This window comes from Cystobacter fuscus DSM 2262, assembly GCF_000335475.2.
GTDB classification, from domain to species: domain Bacteria; phylum Myxococcota; class Myxococcia; order Myxococcales; family Myxococcaceae; genus Cystobacter; species Cystobacter fuscus.
In genome coordinates this window covers 137,056-158,941 of record NZ_ANAH02000024.1, presented here as the reverse complement: position 1 = coordinate 158,941, position 21,886 = coordinate 137,056, and the positions used below count along the sequence as shown (strand labels likewise).

The 21,886-nt window shown below is 70.7% G+C and carries 15 protein-coding genes; 8 read left to right on the top strand and 7 right to left on the bottom strand.

The window, feature by feature from the left end; all coding sequences use genetic code 11:
* The first annotated feature begins 129 nt into the window (after positions 1-129).
* From D187_RS32770 to D187_RS32760, 3 genes are all read left to right on the top strand, one after another.
* Positions 130-501, top strand: coding sequence for a hypothetical protein (locus D187_RS32770; protein ID WP_002628041.1), 372 nt, complete (start codon positions 130-132; stop codon positions 499-501).
* A 205-nt stretch (positions 502-706) separates the two neighbouring features.
* A complete protein-coding gene (locus tag D187_RS32765; protein ID WP_162159725.1) occupies positions 707-1,639 on the top strand; it encodes a hypothetical protein in 933 nt (310 codons plus the stop codon).
* A 2-nt stretch (positions 1,640-1,641) separates the two neighbouring features.
* Positions 1,642-2,073: a hypothetical protein gene (locus tag D187_RS32760; RefSeq protein ID WP_155893752.1), complete on the top strand. Its 432-nt coding sequence runs from the start codon at positions 1,642-1,644 to the stop codon at positions 2,071-2,073.
* A 160-nt stretch (positions 2,074-2,233) separates the two neighbouring features.
* Here the strand turns inward: D187_RS32760 and D187_RS32755 are convergent, their stop codons facing one another.
* The 3 genes from D187_RS32755 to radC are packed head-to-tail and all read right to left on the bottom strand — an operon-like array spanning position 2,234 to position 5,390.
* The gene (locus tag D187_RS32755; RefSeq protein ID WP_002628039.1) at positions 2,234-4,303 is read right to left on the bottom strand and encodes a RecQ family ATP-dependent DNA helicase; all 2,070 of its coding nucleotides are present in this window, start codon (positions 4,301-4,303) and stop codon (positions 2,234-2,236) included.
* A gap of 2 nt (positions 4,304-4,305) precedes the next feature.
* Positions 4,306-4,623 (bottom strand): hypothetical protein, encoded by a 318-nt coding sequence (locus tag D187_RS32750; RefSeq protein WP_051256646.1) that lies wholly within the window; start codon positions 4,621-4,623, stop codon positions 4,306-4,308.
* A complete protein-coding gene (gene radC / locus D187_RS32745) occupies positions 4,620-5,390 on the bottom strand; it encodes a RadC family protein (protein ID WP_043432542.1) in 771 nt (256 codons plus the stop codon). The genes D187_RS32750 and radC overlap by 4 nt, the downstream gene beginning before the upstream one ends.
* Before the next feature lie 223 nt (positions 5,391-5,613).
* On the opposite strand from radC, the gene D187_RS32740 reads away from it, so the two are divergent.
* From D187_RS32740 to D187_RS32730, 3 genes are all read left to right on the top strand, one after another.
* Positions 5,614-6,747, top strand: a complete 1,134-nt coding sequence (locus D187_RS32740) for an NADH:flavin oxidoreductase/NADH oxidase (RefSeq protein WP_002628036.1) — start codon at positions 5,614-5,616, stop codon at positions 6,745-6,747.
* A 97-nt stretch (positions 6,748-6,844) separates the two neighbouring features.
* Entirely contained in the window at positions 6,845-8,248 is a 1,404-nt protein-coding gene (locus tag D187_RS32735) for a hypothetical protein (protein WP_002628035.1), read from the top strand.
* A 66-nt stretch (positions 8,249-8,314) separates the two neighbouring features.
* Positions 8,315-9,634, top strand: a complete 1,320-nt coding sequence (locus D187_RS32730; protein WP_002628034.1) for a M18 family aminopeptidase — start codon at positions 8,315-8,317, stop codon at positions 9,632-9,634.
* A gap of 16 nt (positions 9,635-9,650) precedes the next feature.
* Here the strand turns inward: D187_RS32730 and D187_RS32725 are convergent, their stop codons facing one another.
* A complete protein-coding gene (locus tag D187_RS32725; protein ID WP_002628033.1) occupies positions 9,651-10,331 on the bottom strand; it encodes a Crp/Fnr family transcriptional regulator in 681 nt (226 codons plus the stop codon).
* 145 nt (positions 10,332-10,476) lie between these two features.
* On the opposite strand from D187_RS32725, the gene D187_RS32720 reads away from it, so the two are divergent.
* Positions 10,477-12,087, top strand: a complete 1,611-nt coding sequence (locus tag D187_RS32720) for an adenylate/guanylate cyclase domain-containing protein (RefSeq protein WP_002628032.1) — start codon at positions 10,477-10,479, stop codon at positions 12,085-12,087.
* A gap of 6 nt (positions 12,088-12,093) precedes the next feature.
* On the opposite strand, the gene D187_RS32715 is transcribed toward D187_RS32720, so the two are convergent.
* The 3 genes from D187_RS32715 to D187_RS32705 all read right to left on the bottom strand — a co-directional run bounded on the left by D187_RS32715 (position 12,094) and on the right by D187_RS32705 (position 16,444).
* Positions 12,094-14,001, bottom strand: coding sequence for an ATP-binding protein (locus D187_RS32715; protein ID WP_002628031.1), 1,908 nt, complete (start codon positions 13,999-14,001; stop codon positions 12,094-12,096).
* Between the two features lie 152 nt (positions 14,002-14,153).
* Positions 14,154-15,140 (bottom strand): S1 family peptidase, encoded by a 987-nt coding sequence (locus D187_RS32710; protein WP_002628030.1) that lies wholly within the window; start codon positions 15,138-15,140, stop codon positions 14,154-14,156.
* Positions 15,141-15,253: 113 nt separating this feature from the next.
* Positions 15,254-16,444: a cytochrome P450 gene (locus tag D187_RS32705; protein ID WP_002628029.1), complete on the bottom strand. Its 1,191-nt coding sequence runs from the start codon at positions 16,442-16,444 to the stop codon at positions 15,254-15,256.
* 139 nt (positions 16,445-16,583) lie between these two features.
* On the opposite strand from D187_RS32705, the gene uvrA reads away from it, so the two are divergent.
* Complete coding sequence (gene uvrA / locus D187_RS32700) at positions 16,584-21,884, top strand: excinuclease ABC subunit UvrA (protein WP_002628028.1); 5,301 nt, start codon at positions 16,584-16,586, stop codon at positions 21,882-21,884.
* Positions 21,885-21,886 lie beyond the last annotated feature (2 nt).

The following is a 21,886-nucleotide window of genomic DNA, read 5'->3' as shown; positions in this document are numbered from 1 at the left end:
GCCCCGGTCTACCCGACAGGAGACGAGATGTTGGAACGAGTCCTTTGACACCTTCCCAGGAGACACCTTGGGACTGGGAGCCGATGGAGCCGGTTTCTGTGATGGAGTCGGCTTCCTCAAGGGGAAAACATGAACTCGAACATCCGCATGAAGGTCATTTCGGCAGTGGTCGCCACCGCTGCGCTGGCGGGCTGCCAGCAGGCTGGCGCCAATGCGCAGACGCCCGCGGCACCAGGCGTGGCCGCGACCGACATCGCGCAGGACGTCATCTGCGAAACCAAGAACTTGCGACAGGTGGACAACTGCAAACCGGGCCAGAAAATCGTCTTCTTGCCCAACAGCTGGGGAAACCAGCAGCTCCCCGTGCTGTTCGCGGGCCTCAACTGTGACCTGCGTTACCAGGTCGTTTTGACCGACGGCGCCGTCGCCTGCATCTTCCGTCCGAGCAATCCGGCCGCCCAACAAGCACCGGCGGAGGCCGCGCCCGCGTCCGGCAAGTAAGGTCTCCACGCCGCGACGTCGTTTCGTGGGCAACCTGCCGTCTCCGGACAAACCCGTCAACGAAGGAGTGAGACGCGAAGCGGCCGGAGAAGGCCCGGAGAAGGTGTCGGACGATTCGTAGGAGACGAGAGGTCGGAACGAGTCCTTTGACACCTTCGCTGGACACCTTCGCTGCCACAGCGGCATTGAGGCTTCGCGCGGGCAAGTGCAAGAATACGCCATGCATTCATGGCTACGACTCCTGGTGCTGGCGGGACTCAGCCTGGTGCTCGCAGGCAGCAGTTGCGATGAGGACGAGGCGGTAACACTCGAGCAACTGCGCCAGGATGTGGCTCCTCCCTTCGACTACTCCCTGTACTGTGACGAGCGGGGGCGGCTGCGGGCCAAGGGCTCCGACGTGCTGCTGGTGCACCGTTCCGCTCACCTCGAGCAGGTGTACGCGGACGCTCAACGGGGGGACTCGCGTGCCCGGACTCTCTTCGGCCAACTGGAGACTCAGGTGGCCGCCACGGGTGGGCCCCTGGCGGACCAGGCCCTGGGCCTGGTGTGTACCTCTCTGCCCTCCTGCACCGTGCGCTGGAGCTTCCTCGATGAGTTGATTCCCTCCCGCGAAGCGGGCGGCATGAGGCTGCGCCACGTGCTCGCACAAAGCTTCGAGCGCGCCGCCAGACTCAAAGGGGTGCAGAACGCCGTTCTCGCCTCGGTCTTGAGCATCCTGATGATGGGCAGTGTGCTGGAGCGGGCAGAAGCCAGCGCAGCCGGAGCCGAGGTACGCGCGGGGGCCACAGATGCAGGAGGAACGACCGCCAGAGTGGCAGAGCTGCGGGCCGCGCTCCCTTCCGCTCAGCAGGGGCGTATCACGATGGGCGTGGGATTGGCTGAGGACGCCAGCGGAGCACAGCGTATGCTGATCGGCACGAGCGAGCCGCGTGGCTACCTGCGGCCGGGTGTGCTCCTGAAGCCAGGAGAGACGCTTGCTCCGGGCCTTGGTCACGCGGAGGCCGACATCGTGAACTTCACTCAGCAGAACGGATTGCGCCTCCTCGAGGTCGGCGCGACTCGTCCCATCTGTCCCTCCTGCGCGGCTGCCATCGAGGGCGCCGGAGCGGTCCCCGTGACGCCGTTGAAGGTGCCGTGATCATGTTCCGCTTGGATTCGATCTCTCCCGACCTGGCCGAGAGCTTCAGGCACGCGACACCCGAGCACCGACGCAAGGCCACGCGGGTTGCCTGTACGCTTGTAGCCTCGCGGGTGGGTCTTGAAGGTGAAGAGGTTGTCGCCGCACTCGAGCACCTCCGCCAGGGGGGGGAGGTGGAGCGCGATCTGCTCCGGAAGATCGAGAGCCTCGCTGCCCGGCTCGATGACGAGTACCTCCGCCTGGATGAGGAAGACGATGAAGCAAAGAGGCCGGAGGTACTCCGGCTCTTCTCTAAGGCTCGCGCAGCTTCCGCTCTCGGGTTCGCCCTCTCCGAGGACTCCGGACAGCTCCACGAGGCGCTCTACGAGGCGCTTGCGGCAGTGGACGATGCCACTGACGTCATCCGGCCGGTGGCGGAGGCGCTCCAGAGCTGACCAATGCTTGCAACGCTCGCAGCGCACCCGTGCAAACCCGTGCGTCAGCACCCCCCCATGGCAACCGCGTGCAACCGAATAGGAGCGCTCTTTCCGGATGCTCCGAGCGGCGGGTTCACTTCCCGCCGCCTCCACGTTCGGGCTCAGAACGCCACCTTTGTCAGGAGCGCGAACTCCGCGAGCCCTTGCGGACGCGGGGCGGGGTAGGGGCCACGGCGATGGGCTCGTGGCCCGCGGCCCGCGCCATCAGGCAGATCTCCACCACCTTGACGCCGAAGCGCTCCCAGCGGCTCTCCCCCGTGCCCTTCACCGCGAGGAACGCCTCGCGCTCGATGGGCAGCGCCGCGGCGAGTCCGCGCAGCGTCTCGTCGTTGAAGATGATGAAGGGGGGCACCTGCAAGTCTTTCGCGAGCTCCTTGCGCCAGCGCCTCAGCTCCGTGGCGGCCAGCTCGCTGTAGCCCTCGGGCCGGCCCGGCGCGAGCGTCGGCGTGGCCCGGGGCGCGGTGGACGAACGCGCCATCCCCTCCAGCCGCTGCAGCCGGCTGCCCGCGCACCGATCACAGTTGCCGCACGTGGCGTCCACGTCCTGCTGCCCGAAGTAGTTGAGGATGAAGGCACGGCGGCACCGCTTGGTGTACGCGTAGTCCGTCATCTGCTTGAGGTGCATGAGCGAGCGCCGCTCCTGCTCGCGCACCTTGCTCAGGTCCACCCCCAGCTCGCGAAACGGCACCTGCTCCAGCGCGCGGATGGTCCGCCCGGAGAAGGGCCGGCGCACCTTCACCGCCCCCGCGCGCTCCAGCAGCTTGAGCGCGTGCTGGATGTCCTCCGAGGACAGGCCCGTGCGCCGCGCGAGGATGGGCAGTTGCGTGGTGGCCGAGCGCCCCACGGGAAACGTCTCCAGGAACGAGGCGAGCAGCCGCCGCGCGTCTGGCGCATGCGGTTGGGTCGTGGGCGCCTTGTCCGTGAGCGTAATCCCGTACTCGCCCTCGCCCCGGCTGCCGCGCTCCACCTTGCCCTCGCGCTCCAGGATGCGCAGCGCGGCGGAGATCTCGAACTCGCTCGCCCCCGTCTGCGCCGCCAGCACGTGCTGGCCCTTGTCGTACTCGGGCACCTCGCGCAGCACGTTCCACAAATCGGAGATGACGGCCTCCGAGGGGTGGTTGCCCTGGATGAGCCGCTCCTGCGTGTACACGTCCGCGTGGTTGAAGAGCAGCGCGGCGAAGGCGGGGCCCCGGTCCCGGCCCGCGCGGCCGATCTCCTGGTAGTACGCCTCCACCGCCTTGGGGATGTTCGCGTGCGCCACGAAGCGGATGTCCGGCTTGTCGATGCCCATGCCGAAGGCGTTGGTGGCCACCGCCACCGCGTCCTTGCCGGACATGAACTCGTCCTGCGCCCGGCGCCGCGCGTCGTCGTCCATGCCCGCGTGGTAGAGGATGGCGTTCACTCCCCGCTCGCACAGCGCCGAGTGCGTGTTCTCCGCCGACTTGCGCGTGGAGCAGTAGATGATGCCGCTGCCCCCCAGCTTCGCCAGCCCCGCGCACGCCCGGCGCTTGTCCTCGTCCCCGCCGACGTCGAACACCTCCAGGAAGAGGTTGGGCCGGTCGAAGCCCTCGGCGAACACCTGGGGGTCCTTCATCAACAACGAGCGCACGATGTCGTCGCGCACCTCCGGCGTGGCCGTGGCCGTGAGCGCCACCGTGCGCGGCGGCCGCAGGCGCTTGCGCACCTGGCCCAACTGCGCATAGTCCGGCCGGAAGTCATGGCCCCACTGCGAGATGCAGTGCGCCTCGTCCACCGCGAGCAAGTCCACGCCCACCTGGGCCAGCGCGTCCAGGAAGCTCGGGCTGCGAAAGCGCTCGGGCGCCACGTAGACGAGCTTGTACTCGCCCGCGCGCAGGCGCCGGATGCGGTCGGCCCGGTCCATGTCCGACAGCGACGAGTTGATGAACGTGGCGGGGATGCCTCGCGCGGTGAGCTGCTCCACCTGATCCTTCATCAGCGCGATGAGCGGGGAGATGACGAGCGTCACCCCGGGCAGCAGCATCGCCGGGAGCTGGTAGCACAGGCTCTTGCCCGCCCCCGTGGGCATCACCACCACCGTGTTGCGCCCGCTGAGCACGGAGCTGATGACCTGCGCCTGCCCCGGGCGGAACTCGGCCAGCCCGAAATGGCGGACCAATCCCTCCTGGGCTTGCTCGAAATGGGGCAGGTCCACCGGCATCCGTCGCATCTTCAATATTCCTTCCGCCCCGTCAACGACTCAGGGGCTCCTGAGTCCAGGTCCAGCCCGTCAGGTACGCTGACGGCCAGACGGGCCCGCCACTCGGCTACCTCCCGCGCGAGCCGGGCTCCCACTTCCCTGTCCACGTGGCCCTCGCGCACCACGTCTCCTTCCCGCACGTCCCGGGGCAGCGTGGCGCGCGGCACCACCCGCGCCTCGCCGCCCCCCACCGGGACGACCTGCGCCACCTCGTCCTCCAACACCTCCACCTGGACCGCCCCTTCCGGCGTGCCACACGCCACCCCACTCATCACTCCCATGAGCCTCATCCACGCTCTCCCGCCATGCCCCATGACGTCTTCTCCCCGCACATCCGTGGCAGCTCCCCCCGCTCCACCAGCGAGCTGTAGCTCCCATCCCCAATCACCACGTGGTCCAACACCTTGATGCCCAGCACCCGGCCCGCCTCGATGAGCTGGGCGGTGAGGCTCAGGTCCTGCCCGGAGGGTTCCGGGTCACCCGAGGGATGGTTGTGCGCCAGCACGATGGCCGTGGCGCGCGAGGTGATGGCCGCGGCGAACACCTCGCGCGGGTCCACCATGCACGCGTTGATGGTGCCCTCGGCCACCCGGGCGTCCAGCAGCAGCACGTTGCGCGCGTTGAAGCACAGCACGTGGAAGACCTCGCGCCGCAGCGCGCTCAGGTGCGGCGCCAGGTACGTGGAGATCTCCCTCGGGGTGCGCAGGCGCGGCCGGCGCTCGGAGGCACGTTGTGCCCGGCGTCCCCACTCCAGTGCCGCCAGCACCTGGGCCGTGCGCGTCGCGCCCATTCCGGGCCGCGCGCTCAGCTCCCGCGGCTCCTGCTGCACCAGCGCCTTGAGTCCCCCCTTCGTGGCGAGCAGTGTCTCGGCCAGCGCTCGCATGCGCGCTCCCCCTCCCAACAACACGCCCAGGAGTTCCGGGTCGGTGAGGGCCGACGCCCCCAACCGGAAGAGACGCTCCCGGGTATCATCCGCCTCCCCGGGCCTGTCCCTCACCGACCCCTCCCCCACGGAGCCCTCCCGCCCCACCGCCGCCAACACCGCCCGCCGTTCCATCCCGCCCTCCCTCCGCGTGCCGGGCGTTGAGCAACGCGCGTGCCGAAGGCCGCTCCATCGGAGGGGAAGCCGGCCGCCGTCTCGTCTTCGCGCGAGTGGCTCGTCTCCGGGATGGGGGCGGGGGCGCGTGGCTCGAAACCCCTGCTCGCCTCGCGCATCCGTCACGGGTCCTACCTTCTCGAGACCCGGCCGCCCCTGGCGTGCCGTGGGGAGCGCTTCTTCCATGTCGAAACTCTTCGAGCCCATCACCTTGCGCGGAGTCCAGGCCCGCAACCGCACCGTGGTCTCGCCCATGTGCCAGTACTCGGCGGTGGACGGAGTCGCGAGCGACTACCACCTCAGCCACCTGGGCCGCTTCGCGCTGGGCGGGTTTGGCATCGTGTTCGTGGAGGCCACGGGTGTCTCGCCCGAGGGCCGCATCACCCACGGCGACGTGGGCCTGTGGAACGACGAGCAGGAGGCGGCGCTCACCCGCGTCGCGGCCCTGCTCAAGGCCCAGGGCGCGGTGCCCGCGATCCAGCTCGCCCACGCGGGGCGCAAGGCCTCGGCGCAGCGCCCCTGGCAGGGGGATGGTCCCCTGACCCAGGCCGACGTGGCGGCGCGCGGGGAGAAGGAAGGACCCTGGCGGACGGTGGCCCCCAGTGCCCTGCCCCACGCCGAGGGCTGGCACGTGCCCGAGGCGCTGACGGAGCAGGGGCTCGAACGCTTGCGTGGAGCCTGGCGCTCCGCCGCGCAGCGCGCCCTGCGGGCGGGCTTCGACATCGTCGAGCTGCACTTCGCGCATGGCTACCTGCTCAACGAGTTCCTCTCGCCCATCTCCAACCAGCGCACGGACCGCTACGGCGGCAGCCGGGAGAACCGGATGCGCTTCCCGCTCGAGCTCGTGGAGATCGTCCGCGCGGTGTGGCCCCAGGACAAGCCCGTCTTCGTCCGGGTGTCCGCGATCGACGGCGTGGAGGGGGGCTGGACGCTCGATGACACGGTGGTCTTCGCCCGGGAGCTCGAGGCCCGGGGCGTCGACGTGCTCGACTGTTCGTCGGCGGGGATCGCCAACCGCTACAACGGCCCGGTGGGCCCGGGCTACCAGGTGGCCTACGCCGAGCGTGTGCGTCAGGAGACGGGTCTGGCCTCCATGGCGGTGGGGGCCATCACCGAGCCGGCGCAGGCGGAGGCGATCGTGGCGGAGGGCAGGGCGGACCTCGTGGCGCTGGCCCGCGAGGCGCTCGCCGACTCCCAGTGGGCCCAGCGGGCCCGGCGCTCGTTGGGGGCGGATCCGCTCGACTTCACGGACTGGCCCGTCCAGTCGGGCTTCTGGCTGCGCAACCGGGAGCGCTCGCGTCTCAAGCACCAGCGCTAGTCCTCCTCCCGGGGGGCCATACCGGCCTCGTCTCCACCAGGGCATACTGGCGGGGACGTGTGCCGGGCCTTCCGGCATGCCGGGAGGACGTCCTGACATGAGACGAAGCGCTTGGGGCTGGTGGTTGCTGCTCGTGGTGGTGTCGGGGTGTACGTCGCGCTTCGTGGACTTCGCCCCCGACGAGGAGGCCATCTACGCGCAGCCCATCGACGAGGTGTGGCCCCAGGTGCGTGCGTACTTCCGGGCCAACGGGTTCGCCTTCCGGGAGGTGCCGGGCGGGGCCTCGCTGGAGACGGAGTGGCGCGAGGAGTTCGCGGGCTCGCGGGTGTCGGCCTACTGGCACCGTTATCTGGTCACCGCGCGGCCCGAGGGGCCCCACCGTTGCAAGCTCGTCATCACCCGCGAATCGCGCAGCGTCAACAAGGCCCTGAAGGCGCCGGGCAGCGAGCTGCTCTGGGTCGTGGACGGGCGGACCAATGACAACCCCTCGGGCATTGGCAGCCCCATGGCCGCCATGCTGGCGCAGCAGCAGTCGGATGAAGCCGTCGTGCTCGTGGGCGAGTCCCAGCAGAGCGCGCGCGACCTGGTCCTGGAGTGGAAGGTCTTCCGGAAGATCTCCCCGGTGATCGCTCGCGAGAAGAAGACGTCCAGTGCCAGCCCCGACGTGGAGGTGATGAAGGACGCGATGGTGGAGTGTGGCGTCCCCATCCTCGGACTGGGCCGGCTGGCACGGGCCGGCCACGTGGTGCTGCTGGGCGAGGTGCATGGCACGAAGGAGGTGCCCCACTTCGTCGCCCAGAGCGCGTGCCAGGTGGCCACCCAGGGCATCCCCGTGACGGTGGGGGTGGAGGTGCCCGCCGGCAACCAGGCGCGGCTGGAGACGTTCCTCGCCAGCGAGGGAGGGGAGGAGGACTGGAGCAGGCTGATGGAGAGCCCCTTCTGGCGCAGCCCCTACCCGGATGGCCGCAACAGCGAGGCCGTGGCCTACCTCCTCGAGGCCCTGCGCAAGCTGCGCGCCCAGGGGCTGGACGTGCGTCTCTTCGCGTATGACCACCCACCCTCGCAGGGTGAGGCGCGCGAGGAGGCCATGGCCCGGACGGTGCTGGAGGTGGCCGCCGTGTCACCCGGGCGGGCGCTGCTGGTGGTGAGTGGCAACCTGCACCCCCGCCAGATCCAGGGTCTGCCCTGGAACCGGGACTACCAGCCCATGGGGCTGCGCGTGGCGCGGGAGCGGCGTGACGTGTACTCGCTGGACGTGGCCTACAAGAGCGGCACGGCGTGGATCTGCGCCGTGGGGCCGGAGCAGAAGCTGGACTGCGGCGTGAAGCCCGCCCGCGGCCAGGACAATGGAGACCGCTACTTCGTCCAGCTCTTCGGTGGCCTCAATGCCCAGGGCTACCACGGCATCTTCTATGTGGGCGAGGTCTCCGCCTCGACTCCGGCCGTGTTCCGGGGAACGGAGCCAGCGGGGGACGCGCGCGCCACCTCGTCGGGCAGGTAACCACTCCCGGGCGCGGGCCCCGCGTTTCCCCTGGCGGGGGCCAGCCGGGGCGCTAGCCTGGAGGGGATGACCGCTTCCGCTTCCGCTTCCGACGCCGCCGCCCAGGATCTGCTGGCCTTCATCGATGCCTCGCCCACGCCCTACCACGCCGTGGCCGAGGCGAGCCGCCGCCTCACCGCCCAGGGCTACCGGGCCCTGGACGAGCGCGAGCCCTGGGACTTGAAGCCCGGTGACAAGTTCTTCGTCACCCGGGGCGATACCAGCATCGCCGCCTTCCACCTGGGCCACACGCCCGTGGATCGCGCGGGCTTCCGCCTCGTGGGGGCCCACACCGACTCGCCCAACCTGCGCGTCAAGCCCCAGCCCCAGGCGGGACGCGCCGGCTACCACCAGCTCGGCGTGGAGGTGTATGGCGGCGTGCTCTTCAGCACGTGGATGGATCGGGACTTGTCGCTCGCCGGCCGCGTGGTGACGGCCAGGGACGGCAAGCTCGCGCACCACCTGGTGGACTTCCGCCGTCCGCTCCTGCGCATCCCCAACCTCGCCATCCACCTCAACCGCACCGTCAACACCGACGGCCTCAAGCTCAACGCCCAGGAGCACCTGGTGCCGGTGCTCGCCCTGGAGCGCTCGGGGGCGGTGGACTTGAAGGCGCTGCTCGTCGAGGAGCTGGCGCGCCACTCCGTCCAGGCCAGCGCGGGGGACCTCCTCGGCTATGACCTGTGCCTCTACGACACGCAGCCCTCCACCCGCTCGGGCGCGTTCGGCGAGTTCCTCCATGCGCCGCGCCTGGACAACCTGGCCAGCAGCCACGCGGGCCTGTCCGCGCTGCTCGCCCTGGAGTCACCGGGGGCGGCCACCCGGGGCGTCGTCCTCTATGATCACGAGGAGTGCGGCAGCGTGAGCGCCCAGGGCGCCGCGTCCCCCTTCTTGAAGGATCTGCTCGAGCGGATGACCCACGCGCACTCGGATGGACGGCGGGACGCGTTCCACCGCGCCATGCGCCACTCCTTCCTGGTATCGGCGGACATGGCGCACGCGGTGCACCCCAACTACGCGTCCATGCACGAGCCCAAGCACCAGCCACTGCTGGGCGGGGGGCCCGTCATCAAGTCCAACGTCAACCAGTCCTACGCCACCGACGGCGAGACGTGGGCCTGGTTCGCGCTGTGCTGCCGGGAGGCGGGGGTGGTGCCGCAGAACTTCGTCACGCGCACGGACCTGGGCTGTGGCAGCACCATCGGCCCCATCTCCGCGGGCGAGCTGGGCATCCGCACCGTGGACGTGGGCAGCCCCATGCTCTCCATGCACTCCATCCGTGAGATGGCCGCCGCGGCGGACGTGGCGGCGATGATCTCCGTGCTGCGCCAGCACTACTCGCGCTGAGCCCAGGGCCCCGGGCTCAGTCGGCGTTGAGGCTCAGGTCCTCGGGATCCAACAGGGTGATGACGCCGTCCTCGTAGGTGAGCAGCCCCTCGCGCGCGTAGAAGCGCAACCATCGGTTGGTGCTCTCGCGCGTGAGGCCGCACAGGTTGGCCAGCTCGCTCTGGGTCAGCCGGGAGGAGATGGCCACCCCCTGGGCGCCGGGCCTGCCCCGGCTCTGGGCCAGGTCCAACAGCACGCGCGCCAGCCGGGCCCGCGCATCCAGGAAGTTCGCGTCGTGCACCGCCCGGGTGACCCGCCGCACCAACTGGCTCAGCTCGGCCAGCAGCTTGGGCATCACCTGGGGCCGCTCCTGGAGGAACTGCCGGAAGGCCTCTCGTTGGAGGCTCAACAACTCCGTGTCCTTGCGCGCCACGGCGTCCGTGGAGCGGGGGGCGTCGTCGAGCAGGGCCAGCTCCCCGAAGGCATCCCCCCGGCCCAACAGCGCCAGGGAGACCTCCTTGCCGTCCGCCGCGCTCAGGCGGATGGTCACCTCGCCCTCGAGGATGACGTACAGGTCCGTGCCCATGTCCCCCCGGTGGAAGAGGACCTCCCCGGCGCCCAGCCGTCGGGGTCGGAGCCGGGCGGAGAGCTGCTCCAGGTCACCCGGCTCCAGGGAGGAAAAGAGGGGAACCTTCGAGAGGAGTTCCGTGTAGGACATGGCGGTGCGCGGTCCGGGACGTGGGCGTGGGACGGATTCGTCCACCTGGGGCATTCATCTTGCCTGGAGCGGGTGGACCAGACCAGGGGGGGCGCGCGCACTTGTCGGGTGGGGAGCACCCCGGTGTTAAGCTGTCGCACCCATCATGCAGCTCATCGTGAACCCAGGACTGTTGGACGAGCGGGTCGTCGACCTGCCCGAGGGCACCACGACCATTGGCCGCACGCAGGAGAGCAGCCTGTGTGTGCTGCACATGAGCCTGTCGCGGCGGCACGCGTTGCTCGTGCGCGAGGCGGAGCGCGTGCTGCTGACGGACCTGGACAGCAAGAACGGGACGTTGGTGGACGAGGTGCGTCTGGAGAAGTTCACGCCCCGGGAGTTGAAGGCGGGGGAGTCCTTCCGGTGTGGCGAGGTGCGGTTCACGCTGGTGTCCCCGGTGGCGAGCGAGCCGCTGGCGCCCACGCAGGTGCAGCCGCTCAACACCCGCTTCTCCCCCGCGGCCATGGACGAGCTGCTCGAGCGTGTCCCCGAGTCCTCGTCGGGCTCGGCGCTCCGGGTGAAGCGCGCGTCGCACGAGAATCGGGCCAACGAGAAGCTCCAGGTGTTGCTCAAGGTGAGCCAGTTGCTGTCCTCGCCCGGGCAGATCGAGACGCTGCTCGAGCGCATCCTGGACCTGGTCTTCCAGATCATGGAGGTGGACCGGGTGGCCATCCTGCTGGTGGATCCCTCCACCGGAGCGCTGCGTCCGCGGGTGGCGCGGGTGTCCACGGGCGAGGCCCCCGAGGGGGCGTTCTACAGCCAGCGCATCGTCGACTATGTGCGCACCCACAGCGTGGCGGCGCTCTTCTCGGACGCGTGGATGGATCCCCGGCTCAACGACGCCGCTTCTGTGGTGTTGCAGTCCATCCGCGCGTCCATGTGCGCCCCGCTCAAGCCCCGCGACGAGGTGCTGGGCGTGTTGTACGTGGACAACCTGTCGCGCGCCGACGGCTTCAGCCAGGAGGATCTCGAGTTCCTCACCGCCTTCGCCAACCAGGCCGCCATCGCGCTGGACAACTCGCTCCTGGCGCAGAAGCTGGCGGAAGAGGCCGTGATGCGCAACGCCTACGCGCGCTTCTTTCCCCCCGCCACGCTCAAGAAGCTGAGCATGGCCCGGGGCGGCCCGCTGGAGACGATCGAGACCGAGGTGACGGTGCTCTTCTCGGACATCAGCGGCTTCACCAAGCTCTCCTCCGAGCTCGAGCCCCGGCAGGTGGTGGATCTGCTCAACGACTACTTCCCGGTGATGGCGGAGATCGTCTTCCGGCACGAGGGGACGCTGGAGAAGTACATCGGAGACGCGCTGATGGCGGTGTGGGGCGCGCCCTTCGCGCATCCGGATGACGCGACGCGGGCGGTGCGCGCGGCCGTGGAGATGCAGCGGGCCCTGGCGGGACTGAACGCGCGCTGGCGCGAGCGGGGCTGGCCCGAGTTGAGCATCCACGTGGGGTTGAACACGGGCCGGGTGGCGGCGGGCAACATCGGCTCCGAGCAGTATTTGCAGTACGCCACCATCGGCGACGCCACCAACGTCGCCAGCCGGGTGTGCTCCGTGGCGGTCGAGGGACAAGTCGTCATGAGCCAGGCGACCTTCGAGCGCTGGCTCGAGCGCGACTGGAACGTCACCCCCCTGCCGCCCACCCCCGTGAAGGGCAAGCAGGAGCCCCTCACGCTCTACCGGGTGGAGTGGAACGTCCCGCCGCCCGAGTGGTCCTGAGGGGCTTCACCCCACGGAGGTGAGCACCTCGCGGGTGATCTCCAGCAGCGTGCGCGCGTTGAAGGGCTTCTCCACCCGGCGGTTGGGCACCCGCTCCAGGAAGGCCTTGGCCTGCGGGGTGAAGGCGCCTCCGGTGAGGAAGATGACCCGGCCGGTGAGCTCCGGCCGCAGCCGGTGCAGCGCCGCGTGGAAGTCCATCCCGTTCATCCTCGGCATCATCAAGTCACACAGGATGAGATCGAAGCGCTCGCCGGCCTCCAGCCGGGGCAGCACCTCGGCCGCCAGCGTGGTGAACACCACGTCGTGGTGCGGCCGCAGAATCCGCTCGAGCGCCGAGCACAACAGGGGCTCGTCGTCGATGACCAGCACGCGGCCCCGCGGCCCTCCGCTGTACTCCGGCACGGGCTCGAGCAGCGCGGGCACGATGGGCTCGCGCGAGGAGGGCATCAGCACCTGGAAGGTGGTGCCCCGGCCCAGGTCGCTGAACACGTGCAGCTCCCCGCCCATCGCGGTGATGAGGTTGTGGCAGATGGACAGGCCCAGGCCCGTGCCCACGCCGGGTGGCTTGGTGGTGAAGAAGGGATCGAAGATGCGGCCCATCAGCTCCGGGGCGATGCCCGCTCCGGTGTCGGCGATCTCCACCGCCACCTGGCCGCTCGCGTCCAGGCGCGTGGTGACGCGGATCTCGTGCTGCTCCGCGTCCCCATCCGAGGGCAGTGACTGCACGGCGTTGACCAGCAGGTTGAGGAACACCTGGCCCAGGCGTGACTCGTTGCCGTGGATCGGGGGCACGTCCTCCCCGTAGTTCTTCACCAGCTTCGCCCGGTGGCGGATCTCCGCGGCCGCCAGGTTGAGCGTGGAGTCCAGCACCTTGCGCACGTTCACCGCGTGGAACTGCTCGGCGGTCGACTCACGCGAGAACGTCTTGAGATCGCCGACGATGGTCTGTACCCGCTCGGCTCCATGCAGCGCCTCGCCGAGCGCGGTGCTCACGGGCTGGAGCACCCCGGGTGCTCCCCGCGAGAGCTGCCGCGACAGCTCGCCATGGGCATAGCCGAGGTTGGCCAGCACGTACGCCAGCGGGTTGTTGATTTCGTGCGCCACGCCGGCCGCCAGCGTGCCCACCGACGCCATGCGGTCGGCGAGCTGCAGCCGCGCCTGCATCAGCTTGCGCTCGGTGACGTCCGGGAACAGCGTCACGATGTGCGGCGTGCCCGCGTACTCGGCGATGCCCACGTAGACGAGCACGTCGCGCAGCTCGCCGCTCTTGGTGCGCACGCGCGACTCCACTCCGCGCACCATGCCCTGCTCGCGCATGCGCGCCGCCAGCCGCTCCTGCTCGATGGGTGACTCCCACAAGTCCAGGTCGCGCGCCGTGCGCCAGAGCATCTCCTCGCGCGAGTAGCCGAACAGCCGCGTGAAGGCCTCGTTCACCTCGACGAAGGCATTGCCCTCGCGCGTGGTGATGCAGGTGGCCAGGGGGCTCTCGCGCAGCAGCACCGCGCACAGCCCATCCAACTCGAAGTTCTCCGGCAGGGGCGCGGGCCGCTCGGCCAGGCGGCGCTCGGCCAGTTGCAGCCGGAGCATCGCCGCCGTCTCGTCCAGGGGCAGCATCAGGAAGTCGTCCACCCCGGCGTCGATCATCGACGCGAGCCCCTCGAGCTGCTCGGGGCGGGCCACCAGCACGATGGCGGCCTGGGCCCCGTTGGGAGAGGCCCGGAGCGCGCGCACCAGCACGATGCGGTCTCCCTCGTCATCCATCCCCATGAGCACCAGGGGGAAGGGGGACTGGCGGAAGGCGGTGATGGCGGCTTCGTCGTCACTGCGCCGGGTGGGCGTCATCCCGAGCTGGCGCACCAGCAACTCCACGGACGACAGATCGATGCTCGCGGATGGAACCAGCAGGGCCCTCATGCGATCCTTCTCGAGGGGGGGTGACGTCCTCGGGGACGGCGCGTTGGCTTCGCGCTCCTTCCGTTCCTATCACGAGAGGGAATTCGCCTGGAGAGGGGTCGAGCGTACTCGCGCCCGGAAGTTGCCGCGGCGCGTCGCCCCCGCGGGGGAAGTCATTGCAGATAGGCCTTGGGCGCCGCCCGGTAGGCGAGCGCGGACTGGGCCTGGAGCCAGCGGCCGATGACGCCCAGCAGGCCGTCGAGCGTGTCCCGCAGGGCCCAGGCGCACGCGTCCGCGCCCTGCGACCGCGCGCACCGCTCCAACCCGTGGCGCAGGGCATCCTGGATGCCGGGACAGTCGGGGCGCTCGCGGATGAGGCGCTCGGCGGTGTGGGCGTACAGGCGGTAGCAGGCGGCCGCGTCCCCGCGGTTGTAGAGGGGCGCGCCGAGCTGGATGGCCCGCAGGAGGGTGTAGGCCACCTCCTCCAACACGTCCGGGGCGCACCCCTCCAGCATGGACAGGGAGTGGGTGGGAATCTGCCGCTGGCGCGAGGCCGCGGGCCGGGCGAGACCGAGGGTGGACAGGGGCAGGACGTCCGTGCGCTCCAGCAGCGGCAGGACGTAGCGCGAGGGGATGACGATGGTGACGGGCCGCCCATCCGCGAAGGCACAGGTGGCCACGCCAATCCACGCGCCCGTGCCGTCCAGCACCGGGCTGCCCGAGACGTCCTCGGGCAGGATGGCCTCCAGTTCGAGGAAGGTGAAACTTTCGTCGAGGACCTGCTCCGAGCGCACCCGGGTCTCCAGGAGGAAGGGCGGAGTGCCCGGGGCGGGGTGGAGGATGAAGACGGGATCGCCCTCCACGGGGAGCATCCCCCCCGACTCGAGCCGCAGGGCGGGCAGGTTGCTCACGGGGAGCTGGAGTACGGCCAGGTCATGCTTCTCGTCGAAGGCGATGACCTGCTCCACCTGGAGCAGGCGCCCGTCGGCGAGCAGCGCAGAGATCTCCTCGTAGCCGGCCACCATGTGGAGGTTGGTGACGAGTTGACCTCCCGGGGTGGCCACGAAACCGACTCCCCGCCGGTTCGGCATGTCCAGGGTGATGAGCGCGGAAGTGGCGGCGTCCCGGACGGCGGACAGGCCGGTGTCGACGGCGGGCATGGGGCATCCTCCTGGCTACACCATGGCCACGCTTCCGGGATGGGGCAGAGCGCGGCTGTCGGGTGGCTTGACGAGGGCCGGCCTGCCGAGCGTCCGGAGGGCGTCCGTGCGCGTCAGCCCTCGTGGGGAATGAGGCACAGCCGCGTGGGGCCGCGCACGACGAGCGAGCTGTTCCACTGGATGGGCTGGGTGCCCGCGCTCAGGTGGGTGAAGCGGGAGAGCAGCGCCTCCAGGGCCAGCCGTGCCTCCAGCCGTGCGAGTTGGGAGCCGACGCAGAAGTGGATGCCATGCCCGAAGGGCAGGTTGCTCGAGGGGCGGTTCATGTCGAAGCGGTCCGGATCCGGATGCTGGGCCTCGTCGCGGTTGGCCGAGCCCATCAGCATCAGCAGCCGCGTGCCCTTGGGCAGCCGCACCCCGCCCAGCTCCGTCTCCTCGCTCGTCAGCCGCATCACGCCATGCGCGGGCGACTCGTGGCGCAGCACCTCGTCGATGAAGCGCGGCAGCAGCGAGGGCTGCGCGCGCAACTGCGTCATCAGCTCCGGCTGCAGTTGCATCCTCAGGGCCGAGTGGCTCAGCAGGTGGATCGTCGTCTCCATGCCGCCCACGAGCAGCAGGAACATGAAGCCGAGCAGGTCCGTGTCCGACAGGCTCTCGCCCTCGACGCGCGCGCGGATGAGGTCGCTGATGAGATCATCCCCGGGGTTGCGCCGGCGCTCGGCCAGCACCTGCTCGAAGTGGCCCCGGGCCTCGTTCACCGTGGCGCGCACGGCCTCCTGGCGCGCGGTGTCCGCGGGGCCGACGCCGGTGAACTGGCCGAGCCATTCCACCCAGCTGAGCAGGCGCGGCTGCACGTCGGGAGACAGCCCGAGCAGCTCACCAATCACGTACATGGGCATGAGCACCGAGAAGTGCTCCACGAAGTTCACCTCCCGCCCGTCGGGCAGCCCCTGGACGATGCGCTGGGCGAACTCCCGCACGCGCGGCTCGATGCGGGTGACGACCTGGGTGCCGAATGCCCGGTTGATGAGCGCGCGCAGTTGCGTGTGGCGCGGAGGATCCATCACGAGCGCCGAGTCGGCCAGCGGGTAGTTGGAGATCCACGGTGGGCGGTAGGCCTGGCGGAAGCCCTGGGAGGAGAAGAGCTGGGGGTTCTTGAAGATGTGCATCACGTCCTCCTGCCGCGAGACGGCCCAGATTCCACCGGGATCCACCTGGCTCACGGGGGCGTGGCGGCGCAGCTCCGCGTAGGAGGGGTACGGATTGGCGCGGATCTCGGGGGCCAGCAGGTTGATGCGTCCACTCATGGGAGCCTCACGGGAGAGGTGGATGGAGGCGGCATGCTATCGGCTTTCGCGGGGGGGTGGTGGGCGAGCGACCAGGCCCAGCCCCATGTCAGAGATTCTTTTGGCGGACCCGACTTCCGCCGTTAAACACCGCTCGCCCATGCACAAGACACACCTCGTCGGCGCCCGCACGCACAACCTTCAATCGCTCTCGGTGGATCTCGCGGAAGGCGAGCTGGTGTGTCTCACGGGAGTGTCGGGTTCCGGGAAATCCAGCCTGGCGCTCGACACCCTGTACGCCGAGGGGCAGCGCCGCTTCGTCGAGAGCTTCAGCCCCTATGCCCGTCAGTTCCTCGAGCGGCTGGAGCGGCCCCCGATGGACACCCTGGAGCCGGTGGCCGCCGGAGTGGCGGTGGACCGGCGCGCGCCAGTGAAGAGCTCGCGCTCCACCGTGGCCACGCTCGCCGACGTGGAGGCCTACCTGTCGGCGCTCTTCACCCGGGAAGCGATGCCGGTGTGCTCCGAGTGTGGGGTGGAGGCGGTGCGCACCGATGCGCGCGTGGCCGCCCAGGCCGCGCTCGCCGCCGAGCCCGACGCCCCGGCGGTGCTGACCTTCCCGGTGCGCATCGCGGACACCGCGGACTTCATCGGCGCGCGGGCCCGGCTGCTCAAGGACGGCTTCCACCGGCTGATGGTGCGCGGCGAGGTGAAGGAGCTGGAGTCACTCAAGCCGGGCGAGGCCACGGACTCGGCGGGCGTGGCGTACGTGGTGGTGGACCGGGTGAAGCTCGCGTCGGGGCAGCTCGGGCGGGTGACGGCGGCGCTGGAGTCCGCGTGGGCCCAGTCCCATGGCGAGGCGGTGGCCTTCACGCCGGCGGGGCCGAGGCGCATCCGCCGGGGCCTCGTGTGTCCCAAGTGCGCGCGCGAGTTCGAGCCGGCCCGGCCCGGCCTCTTCAGCTACCAGTCGCCCACGGGTGCGTGCCCCACGTGCCGGGGCTTCGGCAGGACCATCGGCATCGACTGGGACAAGGTCATCCCCAACCCGAACCTGAGCCTCGCCAAGGGCGCCATCCGCCCCTGGTCGGGCAAGACGTCCGAGTGGGAGCGCAAGATGCTGGGCGCCTACGCGCGCCAGCACCGCATCCCCATGGACGTGTCCTGGGGACAGCTCACGCCAGAGCAGCGCGAGCGGGTGTTGCAGGGCGAGGGCGACTACGACGGCGGGCGCGTGTACCCGGGCGTGCGCGCGTGGTTCCGGTGGATGGAGAGCCGCACGTACAAGATGCATGTGCGCGTGCTGCTCTCGCGCTACCGCGCCTATACGCTGTGCGAGAGCTGCAAGGGCGCGCGCCTCAACGAGGCCGCCCTGGCATGGCGCGTGGGCGGGTTGGATCTGGCGGCGTGGCATGGGCTGGAGCTGGCCGACGCGCGCACGCGCCTGGAGTCGCTGCGCACCCAGACGGGCCAGGGCGAGCTGGTGCGCCGCGAGCTGGCGGGCCGCCTGGGCTACCTCGCGCGGGTGGGGTTGGGCTACCTGACCCTGGATAGACCGGCGCGCACGCTGTCTGGTGGCGAGGCGCAGCGCGTGTCCCTCACGGCGGCGCTGGGCACCTCGCTCACCGGCGCGCTCTTCGTGCTGGACGAGCCCACGGTGGGCTTGCACCCCGCGGACGTGGGGCCGCTCACGGGCGCCATGGCCGAACTGGCCACCCGGGGCAACATCGCCCTGGTCATCGAGCATGATCCGCTCGTCATCCGCTCCGCGCACCGGGTGCTGGAGCTGGGGCCGGGAGCGGGCAAGCACGGGGGGCGGCTGTGTTTCGATGGCACGCCCCAGGCGCTGGCCGGGCGCGAGGACCTGCCCACGGGTCGGCTGCTGGCGGGCACCGAGGACGTGAAGCGCGAGCCCCGCGCGCGCACCGGCGAGCTGCGGGTGCGCAACGCCCGGGCCCACAACCTCCAGGGCGTCTCGGTGAGCGTGCCGCTCGGCGTGTTGTGCGCCATCACCGGCCCCAGCGGCTCGGGCAAGAGCACGCTGATGGACGAGGTGCTCTACCGGCACCTGGCGCGCGCCCTGGGCGAGAAGGACGCCGAGGTGCCCGGTGAGGCGGACGCCGTGGACGGGCTGGAGGCCGTCGAGCGCATCACCTTCGTGGACCAGTCGCCGCTCGGACGCACCTCGCGCGGCAACGCCGCCACGTACACCAAGGCGTGGGATCGGCTGCGCGATCGCTTCGCCTCGGAGCCCGAGGCCGAGGCCCGGGGCCTCACTCCGGCGCACTTTTCCTTCAACGTGGACAAGGGCCGCTGCGAGGCGTGCGCGGGCGAGGGCTACGAGACGGTGGAGATGCAGTTCCTCGCCGACGTGTCGCTCCTGTGCCCGGTGTGCCGGGGCCGTCGCTTCAAGGAAGAGGTGCTGGCCATCCGCCACCAGGGGTGGTCCGTGGCGGACGTGCTGGAGGCGACCGTGGACGAGGTGCTCCAGCGCTTCGAGGGCGACAAGGTGCTCGCGCGCACGCTCGGGCCCGTGTCCCGGCTGGGGCTCGGCTACCTGAAGCTCGGCCAGCCCCTGTCCACCCTGTCCGGTGGCGAGGCGCAGCGCTTGAAGCTCGCGCGCGCCCTCTCCAGCGAGGCCAAGGGCTCACTCTTCCTCATCGACGAGCCGAGCGCGGGCCTGCACGACGCCGACGTGCGTCAGGTGCTCGCCGCGCTGCACGAGCTGGTGGACGAGGGCGCGAGCGTCCTCGTGGTGGACCATGATCTCGTGGTCATGCGGGGCGCGGATTGGATCATCGACCTGGGGCCGGGCGGAGGCCGTCACGGCGGACTGCTGGTGGCCGAGGGCACGCCGGAGCAGGTGGCCCGGGGCCAGGGACTCACCGCGGCGGCGCTGCGCGGGGAGCTGGGCGCGGCGGCGACGCCGGTCAAGCGGGGCAAGGACGCGGCGAAGGCTCCCGCGGCCATCGAGGTGGAGCACGCGCGCGAGCACAACCTCCAGGACGTGTCCTGCCGCATCCCGCTGGGGAAGATGACGGTGGTGACGGGGCCGAGCGGCTCGGGCAAGAGCTCGCTCGTGTTCGACGTGGTGTTCGCCGAGGGGCAGCGGCGCTTCATGGAGACGCTCACGCCCTACGCGCGCCAGTTCTTGCCCAGCATGCCGCGCCCGGACGTGGAGCGCATCGGCGGCATTCCGCCCTCCGTGGCGCTCGAGCAGCGCACCTCGCGCGCGGGCTCCACGAGCACCGTGGCCACCGTCACCGAGGTGGCGCACTACCTGCGCCTGCTGTTCGCCAAGCTGGGCCTGCCGCACTGCCCGAACGACGGCGAGCCCATCGCCGCCACCACCGCCGAGGCGCTCTACGCGCAGGTGCTCGCCATGAAGGGGGACGGCACGGTGCTCGCCCCCGCCGTGCGCGCGCGCAAGGGCACCTACCTGGACGTCTTCACCGCCGCGGCCCGCGCGGGCATCGAGAAGGCCTTCGCGGACGGGAAGGAAGTCTCCACCGACCAGCCGCCCCAGCTCGTCAAGACGCGCGAGCACGACATCGATCTGGTGATGTACCAGGGGCGCCTGGCGAAGCTGCCGCGCGAGGTGTTCGACAAGGCGCTCACCTGGGGCAAGGGGGCGCTGAAGGTGCGCACCGCCGGAGCGCGCGAGACGCTGCTGTCCAGCGAGCGCACCTGCCCCGTGTGTGGCTTCTCCGTGCCGGAGATGGATCCGCGCTGGTTCTCCTTCAACACGAAGCAGGGCCGGTGCGAGGCGTGCGAGGGCACGGGCGTGCAGGGCGGGCCTGAGGCGCAGGCCGAGGGCAAGACGGAGCCGTGCCGCACGTGCGAGGGCTCGCGGCTGGAGCCGGTGCCGCGCGCGGTGCGGTTGGTGGGGTCGCGCTACCACGAGGTGGTGCAACAGTCCGTCACCGCCGCGCTGGGGCAGGTGCGGGAGTGGAAGTTCCGTGGGGATCAGGCGCTGTTGGGCGAGCCCTCGCGCCAGGAGTTGTTGCGGCGCCTGGACTTCCTGGAGCGTGTGGGCCTGGGCTACCTGTCGTTGGATCGCAACGCGGCCACGCTCTCGGGTGGGGAGATGCAGCGGCTGCGGCTGTCGGCGCAGCTGGGTGCGGGCCTCACCGGGGCGATGTACGTGCTGGACGAGCCGACCATCGGCCTGCACCCGCGCGACACGCACCGGTTGTTGAGCAACCTGCGCTCGCTCGTGCAGACCGGTTCCACGGTGCTGGTGGTGGAGCACGACACGGACACCATCCGCGCGGCGGACCATCTCATCGAGCTGGGCCCCACGGGAGGCCGGGGCGGTGGGCGCATCCTCGCGGAGGGCCCGCCCGATCAGGTGTTGCAGAACGAGGAGGCCCCCACGGCCCGGGCGCTGCGCGAGCCCGCGGTGCTGGCGGCGGTGCCTCGGGGCGAGCCCGAGCGGTGGATCGAACTCAAGGGAGCGACGGCCCACAACCTCAAGGGCGTGGACCTGCGCATCCCGGTGGGGCGGCTCACCGTGGTGTCGGGCGTGTCGGGCTCGGGCAAGAGCACGCTGGTGCGTCAGGTGTTGTACCCGGCGCTGCGCGAGAAGCTCGGGCTGGTGACGGCGCGTCCGGGGGCCTTCAAGTCCCTGACGGGCGTGGAGGCCATCCGCCGGGTGATGGCGGTGGACCAGTCGCCCATCGGGCGCACGCCGCGCTCGGTGCCGGCCACCTTCCTGGGGCTGTGGGACGAGCTGCGCCGGGCCTTCGCCGCCACGCCGGAGGCGAAGGTGCGCGGCTTCGGACCCACGCGCTTCTCGTTCAACTCGACTTCCGGTGGGCGGTGCACGGCGTGCGAGGGGCAGGGGGCCATCTCCCACGAGATGTCCTTCCTGCCGGACGTCGTCACCCCATGCGAGGTGTGCGGCGGCGCGCGTTTCGACGCGGCGACGCTGGAGGTGCGCTACCACGGGTTGACCATTGGAGACGCGCTGCGCCTGTCCGCGGACGAGGCGAAGGACGTCTTCCATGCCCTGCCCAAGGTGGCGGCGCCGCTCACGTGCCTGTCGGACCTGGGGGTGGGCTACCTGCAACTGGGCCAGGGCTCCAACACGCTGTCGGGCGGTGAGGCGCAGCGGTTGAAGCTGGCGGCGGAGCTCACGGCGAGCACGCGGCACGAGCCCACGCTGTACGTGCTGGACGAGCCCACCACGGGCCTGCACCTGGGGGACGTGTCGAAGCTCATCGCCTTCCTGCACCGGCTGGTGGACCGGGGGGACACGCTGGTGGTCATCGAGCACCACCCGAGCGTCATCGCGTCGGCGGACTACGTGGTGGAGCTGGGGCCAGAGGGAGGCGAGGAGGGAGGAACGCGGGTGGCGGAGGGGACGCCGCGCGAGGTGTCCCGGCTGAAGACGGCCACCGGCAAGGTGCTGCGCTCGGTGTTCTCCGCGGACGAGCCCTCGCGCAAGGCCGCTCGAGGCCGGTAGGG

Bases quoted from the DNA above. Each gene is read 5' to 3' on its own strand.
- D187_RS32760 (WP_155893752.1), top strand. From the start codon at position 1,642: ATGTTCCGCTTGGATTCGATCTCTCCCGACCTGGCCGAGAGCTTCAGG.
- D187_RS32715 (WP_002628031.1), bottom strand. From the start codon at position 14,001: ATGAGGGCCCTGCTGGTTCCATCCGCGAGCATCGATCTGTCGTCCGTG.
- D187_RS32705 (WP_002628029.1), bottom strand. From the start codon at position 16,444: ATGAGTGGACGCATCAACCTGCTGGCCCCCGAGATCCGCGCCAATCCG.
- radC (WP_043432542.1), bottom strand. From the start codon at position 5,390: ATGGAACGGCGGGCGGTGTTGGCGGCGGTGGGGCGGGAGGGCTCCGTG.
- uvrA (WP_002628028.1), top strand. From the start codon at position 16,584: ATGCACAAGACACACCTCGTCGGCGCCCGCACGCACAACCTTCAATCG.
- D187_RS32750 (WP_051256646.1), bottom strand. From the start codon at position 4,623: ATGAGGCTCATGGGAGTGATGAGTGGGGTGGCGTGTGGCACGCCGGAA.
- D187_RS32730 (WP_002628034.1), top strand. From the start codon at position 8,315: ATGACCGCTTCCGCTTCCGCTTCCGACGCCGCCGCCCAGGATCTGCTG.
- D187_RS32725 (WP_002628033.1), bottom strand. From the start codon at position 10,331: ATGTCCTACACGGAACTCCTCTCGAAGGTTCCCCTCTTTTCCTCCCTG.
- D187_RS32740 (WP_002628036.1), top strand. From the start codon at position 5,614: ATGTCGAAACTCTTCGAGCCCATCACCTTGCGCGGAGTCCAGGCCCGC.
- D187_RS32710 (WP_002628030.1), bottom strand. From the start codon at position 15,140: ATGCCCGCCGTCGACACCGGCCTGTCCGCCGTCCGGGACGCCGCCACT.
- D187_RS32735 (WP_002628035.1), top strand. From the start codon at position 6,845: ATGAGACGAAGCGCTTGGGGCTGGTGGTTGCTGCTCGTGGTGGTGTCG.
- D187_RS32755 (WP_002628039.1), bottom strand. From the start codon at position 4,303: ATGCGACGGATGCCGGTGGACCTGCCCCATTTCGAGCAAGCCCAGGAG.
- D187_RS32770 (WP_002628041.1), top strand. From the start codon at position 130: ATGAACTCGAACATCCGCATGAAGGTCATTTCGGCAGTGGTCGCCACC.
- D187_RS32720 (WP_002628032.1), top strand. From the start codon at position 10,477: ATGCAGCTCATCGTGAACCCAGGACTGTTGGACGAGCGGGTCGTCGAC.